Annotated in this window: 11 protein-coding genes; 6 read left to right on the top strand and 5 right to left on the bottom strand. The window is 60.6% G+C overall.

What is annotated here, in order from left to right; all coding sequences use genetic code 11:
- Positions 1 to 635: 635 nt before the first annotated feature.
- From J3U87_RS19200 to J3U87_RS19180, 5 genes are all read left to right on the top strand, one after another.
- Positions 636 to 1,277 (top strand): deoxynucleoside kinase, encoded by a 642-nt coding sequence (locus J3U87_RS19200; protein ID WP_272932384.1) that lies wholly within the window; start codon positions 636 to 638, stop codon positions 1,275 to 1,277.
- Positions 1,278 to 1,742: 465 nt separating this feature from the next.
- Entirely contained in the window at positions 1,743 to 2,681 is a 939-nt protein-coding gene (panB, locus tag J3U87_RS19195) for a 3-methyl-2-oxobutanoate hydroxymethyltransferase (protein WP_272932383.1), read from the top strand.
- 365 nt (positions 2,682 to 3,046) lie between these two features.
- Positions 3,047 to 3,892, top strand: coding sequence for a pantoate--beta-alanine ligase (gene panC, locus J3U87_RS19190; RefSeq protein WP_237377392.1), 846 nt, complete (start codon positions 3,047 to 3,049; stop codon positions 3,890 to 3,892).
- Between the two features lie 235 nt (positions 3,893 to 4,127).
- Positions 4,128 to 5,363, top strand: coding sequence for an MFS transporter (locus tag J3U87_RS19185; RefSeq protein WP_237377391.1), 1,236 nt, complete (start codon positions 4,128 to 4,130; stop codon positions 5,361 to 5,363).
- 1,011 nt (positions 5,364 to 6,374) lie between these two features.
- The gene (locus J3U87_RS19180; protein ID WP_237377390.1) at positions 6,375 to 8,015 is read left to right on the top strand and encodes a sensor histidine kinase; all 1,641 of its coding nucleotides are present in this window, start codon (positions 6,375 to 6,377) and stop codon (positions 8,013 to 8,015) included.
- Between the two features lie 229 nt (positions 8,016 to 8,244).
- Here the strand turns inward: J3U87_RS19180 and J3U87_RS19175 are convergent, their stop codons facing one another.
- Positions 8,245 to 10,014, bottom strand: coding sequence for a hypothetical protein (locus J3U87_RS19175; protein WP_237377389.1), 1,770 nt, complete (start codon positions 10,012 to 10,014; stop codon positions 8,245 to 8,247).
- 853 nt (positions 10,015 to 10,867) lie between these two features.
- On the opposite strand from J3U87_RS19175, the gene J3U87_RS19170 reads away from it, so the two are divergent.
- Complete coding sequence (locus J3U87_RS19170; RefSeq protein ID WP_237377388.1) at positions 10,868 to 14,152, top strand: S41 family peptidase; 3,285 nt, start codon at positions 10,868 to 10,870, stop codon at positions 14,150 to 14,152.
- A 1,475-nt stretch (positions 14,153 to 15,627) separates the two neighbouring features.
- Here the strand turns inward: J3U87_RS19170 and J3U87_RS19165 are convergent.
- The 4 genes from J3U87_RS19165 to J3U87_RS19150 all read right to left on the bottom strand — a co-directional run bounded on the left by J3U87_RS19165 (position 15,628) and on the right by J3U87_RS19150 (position 20,363).
- Positions 15,628 to 17,256: an NAD(P)/FAD-dependent oxidoreductase gene (locus tag J3U87_RS19165; RefSeq protein ID WP_237377387.1), complete on the bottom strand. Its 1,629-nt coding sequence runs from the start codon at positions 17,254 to 17,256 to the stop codon at positions 15,628 to 15,630.
- A gap of 143 nt (positions 17,257 to 17,399) precedes the next feature.
- Positions 17,400 to 17,924 (bottom strand): GrpB family protein, encoded by a 525-nt coding sequence (locus J3U87_RS19160; RefSeq protein WP_237377386.1) that lies wholly within the window; start codon positions 17,922 to 17,924, stop codon positions 17,400 to 17,402.
- 156 nt (positions 17,925 to 18,080) lie between these two features.
- On the bottom strand, positions 18,081 to 18,785 hold the full coding sequence (locus J3U87_RS19155) for a hypothetical protein (protein WP_237377385.1): 705 nt from the start codon (positions 18,783 to 18,785) through the stop codon (positions 18,081 to 18,083).
- 348 nt (positions 18,786 to 19,133) lie between these two features.
- On the bottom strand, positions 19,134 to 20,363 hold the full coding sequence (locus tag J3U87_RS19150) for a hypothetical protein (RefSeq protein ID WP_237377384.1): 1,230 nt from the start codon (positions 20,361 to 20,363) through the stop codon (positions 19,134 to 19,136).
- Positions 20,364 to 20,606 lie beyond the last annotated feature (243 nt).

Here is a 20,606-nt window from a genome sequence, read left to right as displayed (position 1 = left end):
TCTCTCGTGTCGCGCCTCGAAAAAATTCACCGTCGTTGGATTCCGGCCCAAGCTGGGTACGTACTGGCTGCTATTGCCTTCAGACCCGTTGCGACCTGGACGTGACCATCCCCATGCGACGTCGGGAAACAAACATGGGAAAACGTCGCGCACAGACAATCGAGGCCTGAAGCCAATCGCTTCCAGCCCGGCAAACCCGCCGCACCCGGTACACCCGAGGCGAACCGTCCAACAATTAAAGCGCATTTTACCAGCAAAGTGCCGCCCAATCAGCCCTCAGGATGGCGGAAAACACCCTGATTTTGGTTTTTTATCCCGCAAACCGCGATTCACGACAATGATACACGGCGCCCGATCACCGTCGAGTCGGGGGAACGGGCTCGACCGAACCGGTCTCACGGTGCCGCCCGGCTCGGCCGGAGACATCCCATCGGCCACCGTGAACCGCCGTTTCCCATCGGGGCGCGTGAAATGGCGCGAAGTCGAGTCATCCAAAACCCCCTGGAAAAGAAGGTCGGCATGGAGAAACCACTTCCTCGGGGGAATGCCGGTCACGATTTGTGGCGGCAAGATTTCGGTGATATAGTTTTGGGGTTTGCTGAAACAACTAGATCCTGACTGTTGGGGATTGCTGCATGGCTCCTCCGTATTCCTACATTGCCTTTGAAGGTCCACTAGGCTGTGAAAAAAGAAGTTTGGCTCGCTTGGTCGCCAAGGAACTCAATGCCGAGCTGACCCAGGACCTCCAGGCGAACCCCTTTCTCGGCGATTTCTACAAGGACCGCAACGGCGCGGCCTTCCAGGCCCAGCTCTTCTTTCTGCTGAACCGCTACCAACTGCTCCAAGGCCTGCGGCAGCCGGACCTGTTCCGCCAGACGATCGTCACCGATTTCATCATCGAAAAAGATCGCATCTACGCCTATCAGAACCTGAGCGACAGCGAGCTGGCCCTCTACGAAAAGCTCTACCCCATGCTGACCGCCGACCAGGTTCAACCGGATCTCGTGGTCTACCTCCAACTTTCGGCCGACAAGGTCATGGAAACCCTCAAGAAGCGCAAGGAATTGAAATCCCTGAACATTTCTCCGGAGTACGTGGACAACGTGGTAGAGGCCTACAACCGCTTTTTCTTCCACTACGAGGCGACGCCGTTGATCATTCTCAACGCCAACGGCGTCAATTTCAGCAAGGACCGGGCGGCGGTGTCCGACCTGCTTTCCTACTTTCAGAAGGATCTGCGCGGCGTAACCTACCTGACTCCTAAAACCTCTCTGTAAAAGGTTCAGGCACCGCCGCGGAGGCGGGAGGCGAAGCCCGTGCCCGCCATGACGTACAGGCGCTTGGCACACCCGGCAGCGACCCCACCGCGTCACGAAGGGAAATCGCTCGAAATGTCGAGCCGGGCGCCGATTTCGCGCTCGCCCGGCCGATCCGTTCCAAGCTCGGCAGCATTGCCTGGACAGATTGGCACGATCGGCATCTTTCCGTGCTATACTCATTTTCCGCGCCCTTCATCACCGGTTCGGCTTGACCTCTCTCGAGAGGCCGGCATGGATCGGTCTGTTTTGGAAGCGCGCATACCGCCCGACACGGTCACGGATGCGACGCACGGAATCATTCTGCGCCGTCGCGGGGGCCGAGCCCGTGATCGAGGCGAACACCCACAAAAACACAAGTGCTTTCAAAGCCATTTGTGCGAACACACGAGACCCGCATCGAACGGGCTCGTAGTAGGAGCTGTAATGGAACAGTTGCAACATTCTCAGGGGCAGTCCGCCCCCAAGGGACCCGCGCCGGGTGCCAAGCAAAAGGTTCAACCGTCACGCAGGGTGACCGTTACCGACATGACCAGTAGCCGCGACAAGCTAACCATGCTGACGGCCTACGACTACTGGACCAGCCAATTGGTCGATGCCGCCGGAACCGACATGATTCTGGTCGGTGATTCCCTGGGCATGGTCATCCAAGGGAAGGAGAACACCCTCGAGGTGACCGTCGACGACATCGTGTACCACTGCCGCGCCGTATCGCGCGGCCGCAAACGGGCTCTCATCGTGGGCGACATGCCCTACCTCAGCTACCACATCAGCCCCGCCGAAACGGTGCGCAACGCGGGCCGGATCATTCGCGAAGGCCGCGCCGACGCCGTCAAACTCGAGGGCGGCAGCAAACGGATCCCGATGATCCAGACCATTCTGGACGCGGAAATCCCGGTCATGGGTCACGTGGGCCTGACCCCCCAATCGGTCAATGCGCTGGGCGGCTTCAAGGTTCAGGGCAAGAACGACGAATCGCGCAAACGGGTGGTGGAAGACGCCCTCGCCCTCGAAGACACCGGCGTCTTCGCGATCGTTCTCGAGTGTATTCCCTACGACTTGGCGGCCGAAATCACCGAACGCCTCTCGATTCCCACCATCGGCATCGGCGCCGGACCCCACTGCGACGGGCAGGTCCTGGTCACCCACGACCTGTTGGGCATGAGTTTGGGCAAACCGCCCAAGTTCGTGCGTCAGTTCGCCAATTTCACCGAAACGGGCATCGACGCCGTCACCGCGTTCAACGACGCGGTTCGCGACGGCAGTTTCCCCTCCATCGGTGAATCCTACAAAGCTTCCAAAAAACGCCACAACCTCAGACTCTACGGTGGCGGCGAGCTTCCCATGGCGGCATCCGGCAACTGACCGGATTTCCGCCGGCGACACGCGCGGCATCATCGCTTGCCGCCGCGCGTGTCGCATTTCCCCACGGGCCCCGTCGACAGGAACGCCAGGCGCCGGATCCGGCGCGTCGACGGTCACCGCGCGCACCGAGGAGCGATCGACAAGGCTTCGGCGAGCCCGAAACCGGTCACATGACGGCGAGCACCCCTTGTTTTTGTTCCGATTTGCCCGCAAAATCGGGAGGTGATCTCACTGCGACCACGAGGGCGGGATCGCCCAACGTAGGTTTACCGCCGTTCCGCGGCAGCACCAGATGCGCATCGCAAGGCCGCCTCGAGGCTACTTCGTACGGCTCGAACATCATGCGCCGGAAGGATTTACCCAATATGGCCATACGTCTGCACTCCCACACAGCCGAGCTGCGCCGCATGCTCCGCGAACAACGCGATCAAGGGGAAACGATCGGATTCGTCGCCACCATGGGCGGCCTGCACGCCGGGCACCAATCCCTGATCGAGGCCTCGCGCGGCGACGGCAACTTCACGGTGGTCTCGGTTTTCGTCAACCCGGCGCAGTTCGGTCCGAACGAAGACTTCGACAGCTACCCGCGCGATCACGACAGCGATTTCGAGCTGGCGGTGGAAGCGGGCGGGGATCTCATCTGGTATCCGGAGGTCGAAGACCTCTATCCCGAAGAAGCCCAGACGATGGTGCAGCCAGGCCCTCTGGGGCAGCGTTTGTGCGGGCTGAGCCGGCCCCAGTTTTTCCCGGGCATCTGCACGGTGGTGCTCAAGCTGTTCAATCTCATCCAGCCACATCAGGCCTATTTCGGGGCCAAGGACTTTCAGCAGTTGGCCATCATCCAGCGCATGGCCGCGGATTTTTATTTGGACGTGGACGTGGTGGGTTGTCCCATCGTTCGCGAGGACGACGGTTTGGCGATGAGCAGCCGCAACCTCAAGCTCGAGCCGGAAGACCGCGACCTGGCCTTGACACTGTATCGCACCATCACCCGTGCCCAGACGGCCTTCGCCGAGGGCGAGCGCGATGCCGCCAAACTGCGCGAAGCACTGGTGGCCGAATGGCCCGAAGGTCTGGAGCTGGACTACCTCGATTTCAGGGATCCCGAATTCCTGGAAGATTGCGCCCACCTGACCGAGGACACGCGCATCTTCCTGGGCGCCTGGCTGAACGGCGTGCGCCTGATCGACAACGCCCGCCTCACGCCCTGACCGCCGCTGCGTTCGGTCGCCGCAAAAGCCTTCCCCATCGAGGAGATCGATGCCACCAAACCTCGCGTCGAATCTTCAAATCGAGCGAGAACGACGGCCGCCCGCGAGCTCCGCAAGGGGCAGCGTCGCGATGGGCGATACCGGAGGGTCGTGATTCGCTACGCCTTGGATTGTCTGCAAGTCTTCGGGTTTCTGTGTTTTAATGCGAATACCGAAACCGAGGAGTGAGTGCGAAGTGAGTCAACCCAAGCCATCCCATTCGCTCGCAGACCGATCCTTCATCGCCTTCACCTTGACCCAATACTTCGGCGCCTTCAACGACAACGTGTTCAAGCAACTGATGCTGTTGTTGGCTTTGACCCTGACCCAGGCCGATCAGCAGGGCACGGCCATGATCGTGTTTTCCGCGCCCTTTTTGATTTTCAGCGGCTTCGCGGGCCAGCTTTCGGAAAAATTCGCCAAGACCACCGTGATGCGCGGCGCCAAGGTCGGCGAATTGGTCATCATGATCATGGGTTGCATCGGTTTCTACACCGCCAACTTTCCCTTCCTGCTGTTCACCCTGTTTCTGATGGGCACCCAGTCGGCCTTCTTCGGGCCGGCCAAATACGGCGCCATCCCCGAACTCCTCGAGACCCACCTGCTCGTCAAGGCCAACGGCGTCGTCCAAATGACGACCTTTCTCGCCATCATCCTGGGTATCGCCCTCGCCGGATTTCTCAAGGACATCTTCGCGGACCAACTCTACGTGGCCGGCGCCTTCTGTATCCTCATCGCCCTGCTGGGCATCGGCACGGTCTACCTGATCCTACCGCGCGAAGCCAACCGACCCAAGTTACGCATTTCCAAGGACCCTTTCGCGAACATCACCGTGAGCCTGCGCAAGATCTGGACGGACAAGGCCATGCTCTTCACCGTCATCGCCGCTTCGTTTTTCTGGTTTTCCGGCGGCGTCGTGGCCCAAGCGGTGAACAACTACGGCATCAACCTGAAGGGCCTGGACGCTTCGGGCACCTCACTCCTGATGGTCGCCCTTTCGGTCGGCATCATGGTCGGCTGCCTCATGTGTTCGCCCATCCAACACCGCATGGGAAGCAAGTGGACGGTCCTTTTGGGTGCACTCTTCGTGGCGCTCGGCGAAGGTCTGCTCTACTTCCACCTGCTGCCTCTCGGGGCCATTTACGGCCTGCTCTTTCTCGCCGGTCTCGGCTCGGGTCTGTACTACGTGCCGCTCGCGGCCTACATGCAGGCGCGCCCGCCCATGGGAGAAAAGGGCGAAATCCTGGCCGCCATCAACTTCTGCAACTACATCGGCATCGTCGGTTCGGGCGCGGTATGGATGGGCTTGATCTACCTGAAGATTCCCGCCAATATGGGTTTACTGCTGCTCTCGTTCGCCCTGGTGCTGATCATGGTCCCGCTCTACGGCCAATTGGGCCATCTGGACGAAAGCGGCATTCACGAGGACTGACGACCGCTTCCTCGAGGGAATCCAGCGAAACACCCGGCATCTTTCCTCCGGATGGATCGGAGCCAGCCATCGGATGACGCGCGACAGGGTGCGCCGCGGTGGGCATGGGCTCGGCGAAAAAGATCGCCGAAGCACCGATACCGCGCGCCGAAATCAGAATTTGGGCTGGCTCGGAAGCCGGTCGGCACCTGCCGATGGGGGTTGAGCCTGTCGTTGCTGTCCCTGTTGTGGTTGTTTACGACGCACCCAATTCAAAGCCTGTTGAAAATTCTGGCAAGCCCCCTGAAACGAATCCATCCGGAAAAACACGGAATTTGAGCCGGTTCTACTTCCACCGGCAGAGTGGAAGGTGAACCCGTTATCATCCAAGCAAATCAGTGATGCTTCCGGGAAGGCGGAACGCTTGCCATCAGACTCGAAACACATAAACATCAATTAGCCTCCCGAATGACGGATGGGGTCATTGTACAGCACCCATTCGCGTGAAAAGGTTAGATTTTTTACCGTTTCGATTTCTCGCACCGATAGGGACTGTAAATCGGACAAGGTCATCCGGGAGAACCGAGTGGCCCCGTTTCGGAGCGGGCACATCGAATTCGGAGTCCCCTCCAAGTCACTTCCTTTCCTTTTCCCATCGCGTCCCCTAACGCCGTCAATCCATTTCAGGTTACAATCGATTACGGCCTTCCCTGTTCACAACGCAATCATCCGCCTCTCCGTCGCCTCCAGTCGCCAGGCCACCTTCCTCACAAGGTTCGCGGCGGAGTCCCTTTCCTGCAGAAACACGAACCACCGCGATTTCTACCAATCCCCAGGCATGCTCCAATTCATGGAAATCAAACCGCTACTTCGCAACCAGGTCTTCAGGCCTCTCGAGTAGGTGTCATGAATCAAACCGAATCCGGACCCGTACGAACCGTCAAAGGGATAGCGCCGATGTCCTCCCCATTCGGTCTCTGTTTCGTTGCCCTCATGTCGTCTCACGGCAGTTCCTTTTGATGGGAGTCGACCTTGTCCCTCAAATCGATTCTACTACTCGGTCACCCTAGTATTGCGCGCCGTCTCCTCTTCTACATTCTCCTGTACAGCTCGCTGATCACTCTGGGCGCCACGGCCACGCAGCTCTACCTCTACTATCACGGTGACATGGATCAGCTCAACGATCGGTTCGAGCAGATCGACGCGAGCTTCGTCAAGAGCATCACCGACGATCTGTGGAACATCGACTTTCAGCAGGTCCGGGTTCACCTGGAGGGCATTCACAAGCTGCCGGACATCGAATACGTGCGCGTGGACCCGGTGGATTTCGACTCGTTGGAAGTGGGAACGCCGATGGAAACGGCGACCAAGGTGCGCAAAGTGGCCCTTTATTTCGACAAGGACGGCACCCGTAACTACCTGGGCGAACTGACCGTCGTCGCCAGTCTCGAAGGCATTTACGCCCGCCTCCGAGAAAAGGTCCTGATCGTGTTGACCACCCAGGCGATCAAAACCTTCCTGGTTTCGGCGTTCATGCTGTTCATCTTCAACTTCATCATCATTCGGCACCTGGAAAAAATCGCGGGGTTCGCCCACAATTTCAGCCTGGACAAACCGATCGAGAACCTGACCCTCGATCGCAGTGCGACCCGCGGCGGCAACGACGAACTGGATCAGGTGGTTCAGGCCTTCAACGAGATGCAGCTCGCCCTCCAGCAATCCTACGAGGAACTGCTGACCGCCAACAAGGAACTGGCGCATCACAAGCAAAACCTCGAAAGGCTGGTGGAGGAGCGCACGATCGAACTACGCGAGGCCGAGCAGACCCTGTTGGAAAACGCCCACCAGGCGGGCATGGCGGAGATCGCCATCGGCGTGCTGCACCATATCGGGAATACCCTGAACAGCCTCAATATCAGCGGTCACGTGATTCACGAGATCTTGGCGAAGTCCAGCATCGACCGCTTGGAACGCGCCAACAGCCTGCTGGCACAGCACCGCCACGACCTGGTGGACTTCATCAGCACCGATCCCCGTGGGCTCAAGCTGCTGACCTACTACCTTCAGATCGGCGAACGCCTGTTGAACGAACACGACCACCTGACCCGCGAAACGACCAAGCTGGAAGAGTACATCAAGCAGATCAAGGACGCGATTTTCTCGCAGCAGGAATACGCGCGCATCAGCTCCTTCACTCAAGCGATCCGGCTCGAGGATTTGCTGGACGAGGCCCTGCGCCTGGAAAGCTTCTCGCTGACCAAGCTCCACATCAAGGTGGAAAAAGATCTCCAAAAGACGCCGCGCCTATACGCCCCGACCACCAAGGTCCGTTTCGTGCTGCTGCAATTGTTGCGCAACGCGCGCGAGGCGCTCGACCACAAGGAATGCGAAAATCGCCGGATCACCCTGAAGCTGCGGACCTCGGGATCGGACGCAGTGTCGCTGAGCGTGCGCGACAACGGGATCGGCATCGCCCCCGAGAACCTGGTCAACATTTTCAAGTCGGGATACACCACGAAGCAGGGCAGCCAGGGCTTCGGGCTGCACGTCTGCGCCAACGCGGTATCCGAGATGGGCGGATCCCTGACGGTCGACAGCGGCGGCTTGGGCCAGGGCGCGGTATTCACCGTCACCCTGCCGGTGGTCGTCAGCCAGGCGGCCAAGGCGTCCTGAACGGAAACTCCGCGACATCGCCCATGCACCCAGGCTGCGGCCGTCAGGTGTCAGCCAATACCTTGCGAACAAGGTTTTTGCCGTTTCCTGATTCCGTACCCATCCAGACGAACCGAACCAAATTGGCGGTTACCATTCTTGCGTTTCTGGATGGGCACCAACCAACGGACCGCGGAACACCGCCGCGCGGAGCCGGAAACCCGAATGCCCGAAAGCGGGCGCACCGGCCCTACCTGCTCCAATCGGCGCGCAGGTAGTTGAGCCGGGAAGCGGTGCCCACCTCATTTTCCCGGCAGAGAGCCAACGCATCCGGTTCGAATCCGGCGATGGAGAGGATCGCGGCCAGGGTCTCGGCTTTCCCTTCCGCCTCCCGAAAGAACCGCACTCGAGCCAGAAAGTGTTTTACCTGGTCGATGCCGATCGGCTTTCCGTTGCGGCGGACCTCCACCAGCAATACCCGCTCGTCGCGCGACGCCACCATCAAATCGTACTGGCGTTTGTCGCCGATGCGTTTCTGAGCCAGGTAGCGCCAACAAACCCGAGCCACCGCAATGGGCCGCTCGTGGTCCATGCCGTCGAAATAGGCGGAAAGCGGAAATCGCTCGCGCTCGCACATGTCGTAGGCCAGTTGGAGGGCGGCGAAGCTCGGTGCCAAATCCTCGAGGCAGTCGCCCATCCCCTCGCGACCGGCCACGAATTCGTCCATTCGCGCGACCAACCAATCACGGGCCTGGCCCTCGGCATCCAACACGTCGCGGAACCGCTCCTGCAACACCAGGGACAGCGTCGGATCCGCATGTCCCTCGAAGGCGAACTCGCGCGGGGTCGACAGAATCAAGCCCGTGTGCTGCAAGTGGATGAGCATGTCGAAAATCTGTTCGGGCTCGGATTCGAGGTCCAATTCCTCGCGCAAATCTTCGGCCGCGAAGGTTCGCCCGGGGTTCTGGGTGAAAAACAGCAGAAGTCGTTTGATCTGAAGGTGATTCTCTTCGCCGAGAATGCGGTCCAAATGGACCATCCAACCGGTGGCCAACTCGGCGTCGCGATGGGTCAACTGGTGGGTAGCCCAACGCAGCACCGCCGCGGGAGAAGACAGGTCCTTGTCGGCCGCTCCCACACATCGGAACATGCAGGCGATGAAATAGGGATCGCTCCGTGTCAGGCCGTTGATCAGCAGGGCCGTTTCGTTGGTCAAGGCCACTTCGTAGGCCTGGGCGTAACGGTACACCGCCTCGACCCCCTCCTGCTCGCCCAGGCAGGGCAACCACGGATACTTGGTCAGGCAACCGGCTTCCAGAAAACTGTCCATCACACGTCCCTGACGTCCGCGCAGGGAAGCCGTGACCAGCATCGGTGCCGATTTCGATTCGCACCACTCGTGGAAGCCGTCCACGATCGACGGATCGTTGTGAAGCTTGCATTCGTCGGCGTAGACGAATCGTCCTAGATTCTGGAACTCGTCCAACATCACCAGGACCGGGCGTCCGTACAGGGCTGAAAACCGATGCGGGGCACTGATGGCGAGGCGCCACATCTGGTCGAAACGCCGCGAGGGGAAAAACGCCTTGAAATGGTCGACGTCCTCCACCATCGCCCGATAGCCATGGCGCTCACCGTATTCGCGAATCTGATCCAGGCTCATGACCTGGCTGACGCGGCTGGGATCTCGATCCAGAAACGAGATGTATTGCGACACGAAGTTGCGGTAGTAATCCTCGGCGAAATTGGGCAACCAAAGACGCATCTCCGGAATTTCCAGGTAAAAGGGCACGGTACCACCGTTGTGGGTCCAAAGCCGGTTGTAAAGCCGTTGCACGAAAGCGGTCTTGCCGCTGTTGCGCCGCCCGAAGAGGCCGCGCGATTTGGACAGCTCCTTGGGAATCATGTCGATCCAAGCGGTGAAATCGCTGAAAACGGCCTTCTTTTGCACATACAAGGCAGCCAAACCGATTCGTTCCTTCAACGGGTAATGCAATTGGTTTTCCTGTAGGGTAAGCAATGCAAACTCCTTATGACGCAGGCTCTTCCAACGACCGAACAGTTGTCGTGGACAGAGCGTGGGGGTTCGGGGAAGAGGGAAGGATGCGACGTGGCCCGTAGCCGACGTCGTGAACCGGTTATCAAATAGTTTAACCCGGCCACGGCGTTTTTCGATGCCGTGCCCAGGTGTGTCTGGCATCGGGGACGAACCCCGACCCTTTCTTTTCGACGACTTATATAGATAAGGCGGTAATGTGCGCCAATCGCTTCCCCACTTGTAACGCGACCACGGCCGGGCGTCAAGAACCTGTCCCAGATCGAGCCGAACCCGAACCGATTCCGGCCGCCGGATGATGGAGAAAAAGCGCCTGATTCAGAGCCGCGCCCTTTTCGCTCGGCCGGCTTTTTTGGGTGGCCAGGACCACGGGAACGTGGTTTGATGAATGTTCATGGAACGAACCTGGCGCCACGTTCCACAAGTTTGCGTGGCCCTCGCGGATTTTCTGAGCCGGTTCACCCCCAAACGACGCGTTATCAATGGGGAGTCAGTGGGCACGATCCGAAACCGCAAGCCGTGAAAGGCCACCACCTCGATAGGAATGTGTGTGACATTGCTTCATTCCGCCGATTGAGTCTTTTTGATTCCGGCTCTTTCGCTTGTCATCACCATCCACCGTTCCGGCACGGCAGGATGCAGCCCAAGTCTCTCATCGCCATCAGTTTCCGGATTGGAAGCGTTTTTATTTCATCGAGACTTGCCTGTGGTGTGCAAGGCTGCTCACCCCATGTCGGCCGGATTGCCCACGCATCGGCCCCATCGCCGTTCCCAAGCCCATGGAGTACCGTCCACAGATCAATACGAGGGAGTGCACATGACGCGAATTTGCTTGCCCTGCAAAGCGTTCAGTTCCTGGTTCCGTTCCGTTCCACACCTACTTACGATCGCCCTGTTTTGCCTGCCCCTGTTCGCCCAGGACGGGCGACCTTTCACCCGTTTCCCGTCCCTCAGCCCCGATGGCGAGACCCTCGCCTTCAATTTCCAGGGTGACATCTGGACCGTGCCCGTCAACGGCGGAGTGGCTCGCCGCCTCACCGTTCACGAAGCCTATGAATCGCGGCCGCGCTGGGCACCGGACGGCCGGCACCTGACCTTCAACAGCGACAGATCGGGCAACGAAGACGTCTGGATCATGGCGTCCGACGGCAGCGATCCGCGCCGCCTCACCTATCGCAGCAGCGACGACGTGGTCTGCGACTGGACCCCCGAGGGTCGCATTTTGTTCACCTCGATTCGCGACTTCGCTCCCTTCCATTGGATGCCGGAGATCTACGGCGTCTCGGTCGAGGGCGGCACCCCCGCCCGTGCACTGGACGGGCTGGGTCGCAATCCGGCCATGTCTCCCGACGGCCGCTTCATCGCGCTGGTTCGCGGCGCCACGCGCGAATGGCGCAAACGCTATCGCGGTCCCGCCGATCGCGAAATCTGGTTGTACGACACCAAGAAGAAGCGGTACACCCAATTGACCCAATTCGCCGGAAACGATCTTCACCCGCGCTGGGCCGCCAAACGCGAGCTCTGTTTCGTGAGCGAGCGAAACGGCACCCACAACATTTTCCGAGTGAGCCTCGACAATGCCGGCAAAGCCAAGGGAGAACCCCGCCAGATCACCCATTTCGAGAAAGACGGCGTGCGCTGGTACGACGTAGCCGGAAATCGCTACGTCATGGAAGCCGATACGCGAATTTTCCTCCAGGAGGGCGACACCGGCAAGGCCTCGCCGGTGGACATTCAGGTCGCCCAGGACCAGCGCTTCTCCGAAATCGAGCGCAAGACCTTCACGGCGAACGCCACCGAGATCGCGGTTTCGCCCAACGGAAAGTACGCGGCACTCGTCATTCGCGGCGAGCTGTTCCTGATTCAAAACGACAAGGAAAAGACGCGTACCGTTCAGTTGACGCGACATGCTCACCGTGACCGCGACGTGGCGTGGGCCGACGATCAAACCCTGATCTTCAGTTCCGATCGCGAAGGCCAGTACGATCTGTACGCGCTGGTCGCCGCCGACGAAGACCAGACCGATCTCTTCCGCAGCTTGACCCACCGCACGGTTCGCCTCACCGACGACCAACGCGACGAGCGTCGACCGTCGATTTCCCCGGACGGCAAAAAGGTCGCCTTCATTCGCGGGGTCGCCGACCTGATCGTGGCCGATTACGGCGACGACTTCACATTGGGCAAAGAACGGGCGCTCTACGAGGGATGGTCGCCCCCCGGCAGCCTGAACTGGAGCCCCGACAGTCGCTGGTTGGCCTACGCCCAGGAAGATTTGACCTTCAATGCCGACATCTACATCCAGCCGATCGACGGCTCGCGTCCGGCGACCAACATCACCCTTCACCCGCGCATGGATATCCGGCCGGCGTGGAGTCCCGACGGAACCAAACTGAGCTTCATCTCGGCGCGCGAGGGCGTCGACCACGACGTCTGGATGGTCTGGCTGCGCAAACGCGATTGGGAAAAGACCTCGGCCGATTGGGAGGAAGAGGTCGTCGAGCCGGTCAGCAAGGATGGCTCGAAGGAACGCGAGAAGGACGAGACCAAGGACAAGAAGGACAAGCAGACGGAGGAGCCCGAACCGATCACCATCGATTTCGAGGATATCCACGAACGGCTGGTCCAGGTGACGGCCTTCCCTGGCGACGAAAGCGCACCGCAGTTTTCCGAGGACGGCAAGACGATCTACTTCCTCGGCACCACCGGCAACAATGCGCCGCGGTTCACGGGTCGCGACGTCTTCAAGATCAAGTGGGACGGCACCAAGCTGGAGAACGTCACCAAGAACAAATTGAACCCGACCTACCTGAAAATGGGCCCCGGCTTCAAGCACCTGTTCGCGATCAAGCAGGGCGGTAAGGTGGTTCGCATCGCCTCGAAAGGCGGCAAGGTCGAGCCCCTCGGCTTCAAGGCCCGCATGGCCATCAACCATCCCCTGGAACATCTCCAGATCTTCGACGAGGCCTGGCGCGCGCTGCACGACAGCTTCTACGATCCCGACTTCCACGGCGCCGACTGGCAGGAAGCCCACGACAAGTACCGATCCTGGGCCACGTTGGCGTCCACGGATCGCGACTTCGAAGACGTGCTCAACATGATGCTCGGCGAACTGAACGCCAGCCACATGGGCTTCTACGGCAAGAACCGCTACGAAACCGCCGAGGAGAAGACCGGTTTGTTGGGTGCCGAACTGGTACCCGTGGCCAAGGGTGTCGAAGTGGTTCGGGTCCTGCCGAACACACCGGCCGACCGCGAGTCCTCGCGCCTTTCCGTGGGCGATGTCATCACGGCGGTCGACGGCGAGAAGATCGGCCCGAAAACCAACATCTACGCGCTGTTGGTGGATACGGTCAACGAGAAGGTGGTGCTGACGGTGGAGAACGCCAAGGGCAAGGCCCGCCAGGTGATCATTCGACCCACCGAGCGCCAGCGCAGCCAACTCTACGAGAGCTTCGTGAAGTCCCGCCGCGCGTTGACGGAGAAGTACTCGAAGGGCCGCCTCGGCTACGTTCACATCCGCTCCATGAACATCCCCAGTTTCGAGCGATTCGAAACCGCCATCACCGCCAGCGGCCAGGGCAAGGACGGCCTGGTCATCGACGTTCGTTTCAACAACGGCGGTTGGACCACGGATTACATGATGACGGTCCTCAGCGTCCGCCAACACGCCTTCACCATTCCGCGCGGTGCCGCGGGCAAGCTGGAGAAGGAAAAGCACAACTTCCGCAAGTTCTACCCCTACGGTGAACGCCTGCCGCTCTCGGCTTGGGTCGCCCCGGCCGTGGCGCTGTGCAACGAATTCAGCTATTCCAACGCCGAGATCTTCTCGCACGCCTTCAAGAACCTGAACCGTGGCCTGCTGATCGGACAGCCGACCTTCGGCGCGGTCATCTCGACCGGTTCGGTTGGCCTCATCGACGGTTCGCGGGTGCGCATGCCCTACCGCGGCTGGTACGCCAAGGCGACCGACCAAAACATGGAAAACGGCCCGGCCGAGCCCGACATCCTCGTCGACGAAGCGCCGGACGACTACGCGGCGGGCCGCGACCCGCAATTGAAACGCGCGGTGGACGAACTGCTGAAGCAGATCGACGCCAAATAAACATCATCCCTATCGACACGTCTCGGGGTTCCACCACGAGACATGCACATCGAGGCCTCGGTCCCACCGAGGCCTTTTTCGTGTACCAGGGCCGATCGAGCGCCGATATCGCCGCTGAGACCAACGATGCGAAGCGAATCACTTTGAGGTTCCCGCTTTGTGAGAGGGGCGTCGTCGCGGTAGGTTGGCCGGCCCGGCCGACACGTCGAAGTGCCTCAGCGCGGAAGTTCCCGAACGCAGCGAGGAGGAACCATGCCTGTAGGTGGAGCAGCCTGCTCCACCAATCGAAGCAACACATCCCTACGGTTTATCAGGATGCCCAAGAGCGAAGCCGATTCTTTCCCGAAACGCCCACTCCGGAGTACCCATCCTCGCTGTTCCCGACTACCGAGAGAGAAACCTGGCCTGTAGGTGGAGCAGCCTGCTCCACCAATCGAAGCAACGCATCCCTACGGTTTATCGGGATGCCCAAGAGCGAAGCCGATTCTTCCGCGGAAGGTTCTCCAGCGAAGTGCGTTGTCTCGTAGTTCCCGCATGCTGAGAGAAGCGTCGTCGCTGTCGGTTGGTCACGGCCGGTATGGCAGGGGCGGTAAGCCCGCCGGGCCGACATGTCGAAGCGACCCAACCTACGGTTTATCAGAATGTCCAACAACGAAACCCATCCTTCGATGAAAGGCCATCCGTCAAGGGGGGTCGTCTCGTAGTTGCCACCCCCTGAGAGGGGCGTCGTCGCTGTACGTGCCGGATCCACCCAGAGTGCCGGGCCGACACTTCCAAGTGGGCCAGATCACAAGATCACACGATCCCAAGGAGCGGAGCCAAAAGTTTCGCTGAAAGGCTTCCGTCGTCAGCGCCCTACCACCAGTTTCCGCATCGGGAACCTCAAAGCTTGGGGATTTCGACGGGAGGCCCTTCGACGAAAGGGATCGGCTTCGCTCTTGAGCATTCCACTGAAACGCTAACTGGGTTGCTTCGATTGGTTCACCAAGCTGGTGAACCTACAGGCCTCACGCCCCTCTCGCAATGCGGGAACTTTGGACTTTGCAGCTTCGCTGGCGCGCTGCCAACGGAGTGTTGGCTTCGCTCTTTGGCGCTTTCCCACTACCGCTGCCTGGGTCGCTTCGATTTGTCGGGCTGGCAGCCCAACCTACAGGCCGCACGCCCCTCTCTCGATCCGGGGACTTTGGACTTGGCGGCTTCGGATTGGGGTCGCGAGGGTGATTCCGTGCATTGCTCTTTGGCGCAATGGATTTTTGTTGCTTGAGTTGCTTCGATTGGTTCACCAAGCTGGTGAACCTACAGGCCGCACGCCCCTCTCTCGAGGCGGGGGCTTTGGACTTGGCGGCTTCGCTGGCGCGCGGCCAGCGGCGTGATCGACTGTGCTCTTTGGAAACGGGGATACCGAGCTTGGCCACTTCCAATGGCGATGGTTCCCTGAATGGTCCGGGCTCGGCTCGCGAAACCTGGCAACCAGATCAGGACCAGGTTTCGATGATGTGTTCGGCGGCGCGCAGTCCGTCCACCGCCGCGCTGACGATACCACCGGCGTAACCCGCACCTTCTCCGACCGGATACAAACCCGCCATACCCTCGGCCTCGAAGACCTCGTTGCGCGGGATCCGAATCGGCGCGCTGGTTCGGCTTTCCACCGCCAACAGGTTCCCTTCGGCCCCCGCGTATCCCTTGATCAACCGATCGAAGCGCTTCAGCCCCTGGCTGAGCGGCTCGGCGATCCAGTTCGGTAGGAGTTCCCACAAATCGTGAGGCTCGGCCTTGGGTCGAAAGTGCGTACCGGCCATACGGCCCCGCGCCCTGCGCGCAACGAAATCGTCGATGCGCATGCCCGGTGCGCCATAGGCCGTGTCCGTCGACCGAAAGGCCGCCGCTTCCAGATCCCGTTGAAAGCGAATCCCCATCAAGGGATGGTGGGCGTAGCCGTGCCGGGCCAGGTCCTCGGGCATGACCTGCACCACGATGCCCGAATTGGCGTAGGGCGCCGAGCGGTTGGCGTTGCTCATGCCGTTGATCGCCATGTGCGCGACCTCCGTCGGGCTGGGAACGATGAAACCGCCCGGGCACATGCAGAACGAATAGACGCCGCGGCGACCCAGATTCGCGTCGGGCACCTGGTGGGTGAGCCGGTAGGCGGCCGCCCCGATGTCTTCCGGCGGCGACGCGGTTCCGTATTGGGACAAGTTGATGAGTTCCTGGGGATGCTCGGCCCGAACGCCGACCGCGAAAGACTTGGGTTCCATTTTCACCCCGTCTTCCAACAGGTTGGCCAAGGTGTCGCGGGCCGAGTGACCGATCGCCAGCACGACTCGGTCGGCCTCGATCTCTTCCCCGTCGGCCAGCCGCACACCGTGAACCCGCGCATCGCGCACCAACAGACGCGACACGAGCGCGCCGAACCGCACCGTGACCCCGCGCTCCTGCAGGTGAAGCCGGAGATGCTTCACCAACCGCACCAATTTGTCGGTTCCCAGGTGCGGATGTGCATCGACCAAAATGCGTTCCGGCGCCCCGAAATCCACCAATCGCCGGTAAACCCAGCGCACGTAGGAGTGTTTGACGCGCGTGTAGAGTTTGCCGTCGGTGTAGGTGCCCGCGCCGCCTTCGCCGAAGCAGACATTGCTCTCGGGATCCAGATCGCCGTGCGAGCGGAGTTGACCGATGTCGCGCATGCGCGTCTCCACCGGTTTCCCGCGCTCCAGCAGGATCGTCGGCAGGCCGGCCTCACCCAGGGCCAGGGCCGCGAAGAGACCCGCCGGCCCCGAGCCGACCACGACTACCGGTCGCCGACCCGCTCCGGGAACGGCGGGCTCGCGCAGCGGCAAGGGCGCCGGTCGTGTGATGTCCAGCCGAGAAACAGGCTGGACGCGGACGTTCTTGGGTAGCGGCTCCGGCAACGGCGGATCGACGCGGAATTCGACGGTCACCACCCGAAAGAGATGGGGTTTTTTGCGCGCATCCAGCGCTTCGCGCGTGATGCGCGCGCGTTGGATACGGTCGGCGGTTACGCGGATCTGACCGGCAACGGCATCTTCCAGCGGTTGCGGAGAAGCGCCTACCGGCAGCTTCAAATTGCTGAGTTCGTAAAGCATGGGTTCGACATCATCCTCTTCGACGCGGGAGTCGGCGCAGGTCCGCACAGACCGCAGCGGTCTTCGATCCCATTGGAGCGCCCAGGTTCCGCGCGCCGCGACCGGAAGTATACCATCCGCAGCGGATCATCTCGGCGGGAGGATCAGTCTCCCGATTGCCGGCGTGCCACCAGACGGTCGATCTCGCCGATGAAGGGATCCTTGCCGTCCATGTAGGCCTCGATATCGTCGGGGTGCGCCGCCGCCAGTTTTCGTTTCAGGGCCGAATACCTTTGGGCCCATTCGGGATGGCGGTTCATGAAGTCGCGGAAGCCCAGGTGGCGCCGCACCTGGTCGCATCCCGCGGAAAAGACGTGCAGATGGTGGGTTCTACGGCCCTCCGGCGTTTCCTTGCGGAAATAGCGTCGCCCGGGGATCCCGAATTCGCCCAGGGCTTCGTATCCCAAGTCGGTCATTTCCGCGGCGTGGCGATCGACGGCTGCCAAGTGGCGAGCCTCGCCCAGCATGTCGATGATCGGCTTGGCGTAGATCCCCGTGATCGCGGTACTGCCGATGTGGTGGATCTCGATCAGGTCGGGCCCGAGAACGGCCGCGATTTGCCGTGACTCGTTCCGGAACATCTGCGGCCAATCGGGATCGTAGGCGACGACACGAACTTCCATGGGCATCGGTCAGGTCCTCCAGGGGCAGGCGAACCCTCCGGTTCGCATCGGCTTGCGAGGCGACATCCACCCCGAAGCGAGGAAACCCGATAACGACGGCACCGGGTTTCCTTCACGGGTCTCTCCCCTCTTCGAGCATCGATATGCTCCGGTGGGATTCACTTAATTGGCGTTGCAGAATCCGAAGTGACTCATCAGCCCGCGAAAAGCCTCGGGGTCGGCGGCGGTACCGATCACGTCCAACTGGTCGAGAGGCACACTGGGATCCGGATCGTTGCTGAACCAAACGCCGAAACGCACCTTGGGATCGCTTTCGCAATGGACGACGAACAGGGTGGAGAGGCCGTCGCGATTGTTGAAGTTGGCGTTGTTCCCGAATTTGACCTCACCCCGCTGGGTCATGTAGTGAACTTTCCCGCCTTCCATATCGAAAAAGCCGCGCTGAATGACTTGGCTCTGATCCACCTGGATCCCCGATTGGCTCAGGACATCGGACTGGTCGGCCTCCCCGGAAATGAACGCTTCCAGCTCGGATTCCTTGATATTGGCGATTTTCATTTGCATGAACATGAACACCCGTTGGCTCTGAAGCCCATCGGGACCCGGCTCTCCTTCGCTCGGCGGCCGATCGGAGAGGAACACCACATCCATCACGAAAGGCACACCCATCGCCATCTGGGCGTAATAGCCCTCGGGCAGGCTCGTCGTTCCCAAGAGCTCCAGTGCCCTGGGTTCGGGATTCTCGATTCCTTCCTGAATGGCCTTGGCCTGCTGGTACATGAAAAAACCCGCGATGCCCATGCCCACGAGCATCATGGTGCCACAACCCAATCCCGCGATCACACATCCTTTCTTGCCGTTACTCATATAGGGACACTCCTCACAAACTGTCTCGATGATTGAAGATTCACGTTTCGCAGCGTTCGCCGGGACCACGACGCAACTCGACACCTGCAACTGATTTCGGATCCAAGAGCGGATCTATGGACCAGAGAAGGGTTGTGGTGGCGATATCCCAAGTATGGAAAAAGCGCGGCGATCCGGCAAGGCCAAACTGATCCCGGACGAACCGCATTTGCCGGTCCCCTCTTTCCATGGGGCGTAAAACGGGTGCTGGAGGGTCCCGTCGCGATGGGTGCCGACGATCGGCGATCGGGCGACGACGCATGAGGCGTCCAGGAACGAGACGGAAAGGCTTTTCCCCGTCCGGGACGATCAGTGCTCGATTCTGGCGTTTTTGACGGGATGCGCCGGGAGTGCGATCCAATCACCCCACTTTTCGTGCAGGTCCTCACGCGGGCCCAACCAGGCCGTCCAACGGTGACCCGAAGGCAGCATCAAAAGACGCCCCTCGGCATCCAATCTGTAGCGTCGACCGTCGAAGGGATTGACCAATCCCAATCGATCGATCGCATCCGCCCGCGCCGCAACGACGTGCGAGGGGGCATCGGGCCCGAGCACCACGATGAGACGCGTGGCGTCCTGCAGTACCATTTCCAGCCCGGTTTCCACCATCATCCGCTCCAGTTCGTCGCGCAGCCAGCGAGGGTCGAACCGATAGCGGTGAGGCGTAATCTGGAACCAATCCGAAGGGGGCACTTTGTTCAGCAGCGGCTCGCGCATGCGATCGCCATTGTAGAAACCGTAGAGGCGGCGAACGAGCAGCAGGCACTCCCGGTCCCGCGATATGGGTTGGAACACCGAGGAACTGCGCCCCATTTTTTTCACTTCCGCCTCGATATCGCGCAAGCGGGTGTACATCGCGGTACTGAGTGCCTTCCGCAGCAGCATGGTATCGGGCACCAACGCCAGGGCATCTTCGACCGGCAAGGCCTTGCTGCGGTGAAACGCCAACAGGCTGAGCAACCGGAACCGCCAATGCCGGGTGTTGTTGAGCATCTCGGCACTGGGATTGTGCAGGGCCAGATCGCGGAGATCGGCCGACAGCATCAGGGCCTGGCGCATTTCGTCGTGTTTGCCCAGCTCGGACTCGCGAAAGGCACCGTACACCGCCAACGAGCCCGACCAATCCAGCAACAGGTCGCTGGACATGCCGCTGGTCGCCTCGTCCCCCAGGATTCCCGGTTGTCTGGAATGGTGACGCAGATCGGGATCGCGAACACGCCACTGGGTGTCGTCTTTCTGGTGAAGGCGGATCAGCCGGGTCATCGCCTCCTGATTTCGGGCGAGGAACCCTTCCACCAAGGTCAGGCTGACTTCCGAGAAGGGCATGTGCAACGGGTACAACTGTCCGTCGAAATGGGGCGCCACCGCGGAATGGATTTCCAAGGCCAGGTGGTCCTCGGGGTGGCGTGCGAGCACCAACGCGTCGTCCTCCACGGCTGGAAAGGCGGCACTTCGATCGAGGTAAACCGACCAATGATGCCACGAGAACAGGATCGACGACATCAGCAGGAGGGTAAGGATCAAGATTCTTGAGTACACATTCTGCCTCGGCTCGAAGTGGTTCTCGACAGCGGCGAAAAGGACAGGAAGCCGGCGCGATGGCGGTCTTCGGAAATCAGGTCGGTACCCTTGTTAACGGAAGCCAAGCATACAACAATGACGCTTTTTTCCAAATAAGCGGCAACCTCCCGACAGGAAGCGTCTTGCCGGTTCCGGCGCTTTGCGGGAACTTTCGAGGGCGTCGCGTTCGCGCCAAACACGAACGCGACACCGTTTCCCGGG

Source organism: Sulfidibacter corallicola (assembly GCF_017498545.1).
GTDB classification, from domain to species: domain Bacteria; phylum Acidobacteriota; class Holophagae; order Acanthopleuribacterales; family Acanthopleuribacteraceae; genus Sulfidibacter; species Sulfidibacter corallicola.
Note: the sequence above shows the minus strand (reverse complement) of the source record. Positions and strands in the feature narration are given on the sequence as shown.

Coding starts and splice junctions, on each gene's coding strand:
- J3U87_RS19200 (WP_272932384.1), top strand. CDS start 636: ATGGCTCCTCCGTATTCCTACATTGCCTTTGAAGGTCCACTAGGCTGT.
- panB (WP_272932383.1), top strand. CDS start 1,743: ATGGAACAGTTGCAACATTCTCAGGGGCAGTCCGCCCCCAAGGGACCC.
- panC (WP_237377392.1), top strand. CDS start 3,047: ATGGCCATACGTCTGCACTCCCACACAGCCGAGCTGCGCCGCATGCTC.
- J3U87_RS19170 (WP_237377388.1), top strand. CDS start 10,868: ATGACGCGAATTTGCTTGCCCTGCAAAGCGTTCAGTTCCTGGTTCCGT.
- J3U87_RS19165 (WP_237377387.1), bottom strand. CDS start 17,256: ATGCTTTACGAACTCAGCAATTTGAAGCTGCCGGTAGGCGCTTCTCCG.
- J3U87_RS19160 (WP_237377386.1), bottom strand. CDS start 17,924: ATGCCCATGGAAGTTCGTGTCGTCGCCTACGATCCCGATTGGCCGCAG.
- J3U87_RS19155 (WP_237377385.1), bottom strand. CDS start 18,785: ATGAGTAACGGCAAGAAAGGATGTGTGATCGCGGGATTGGGTTGTGGC.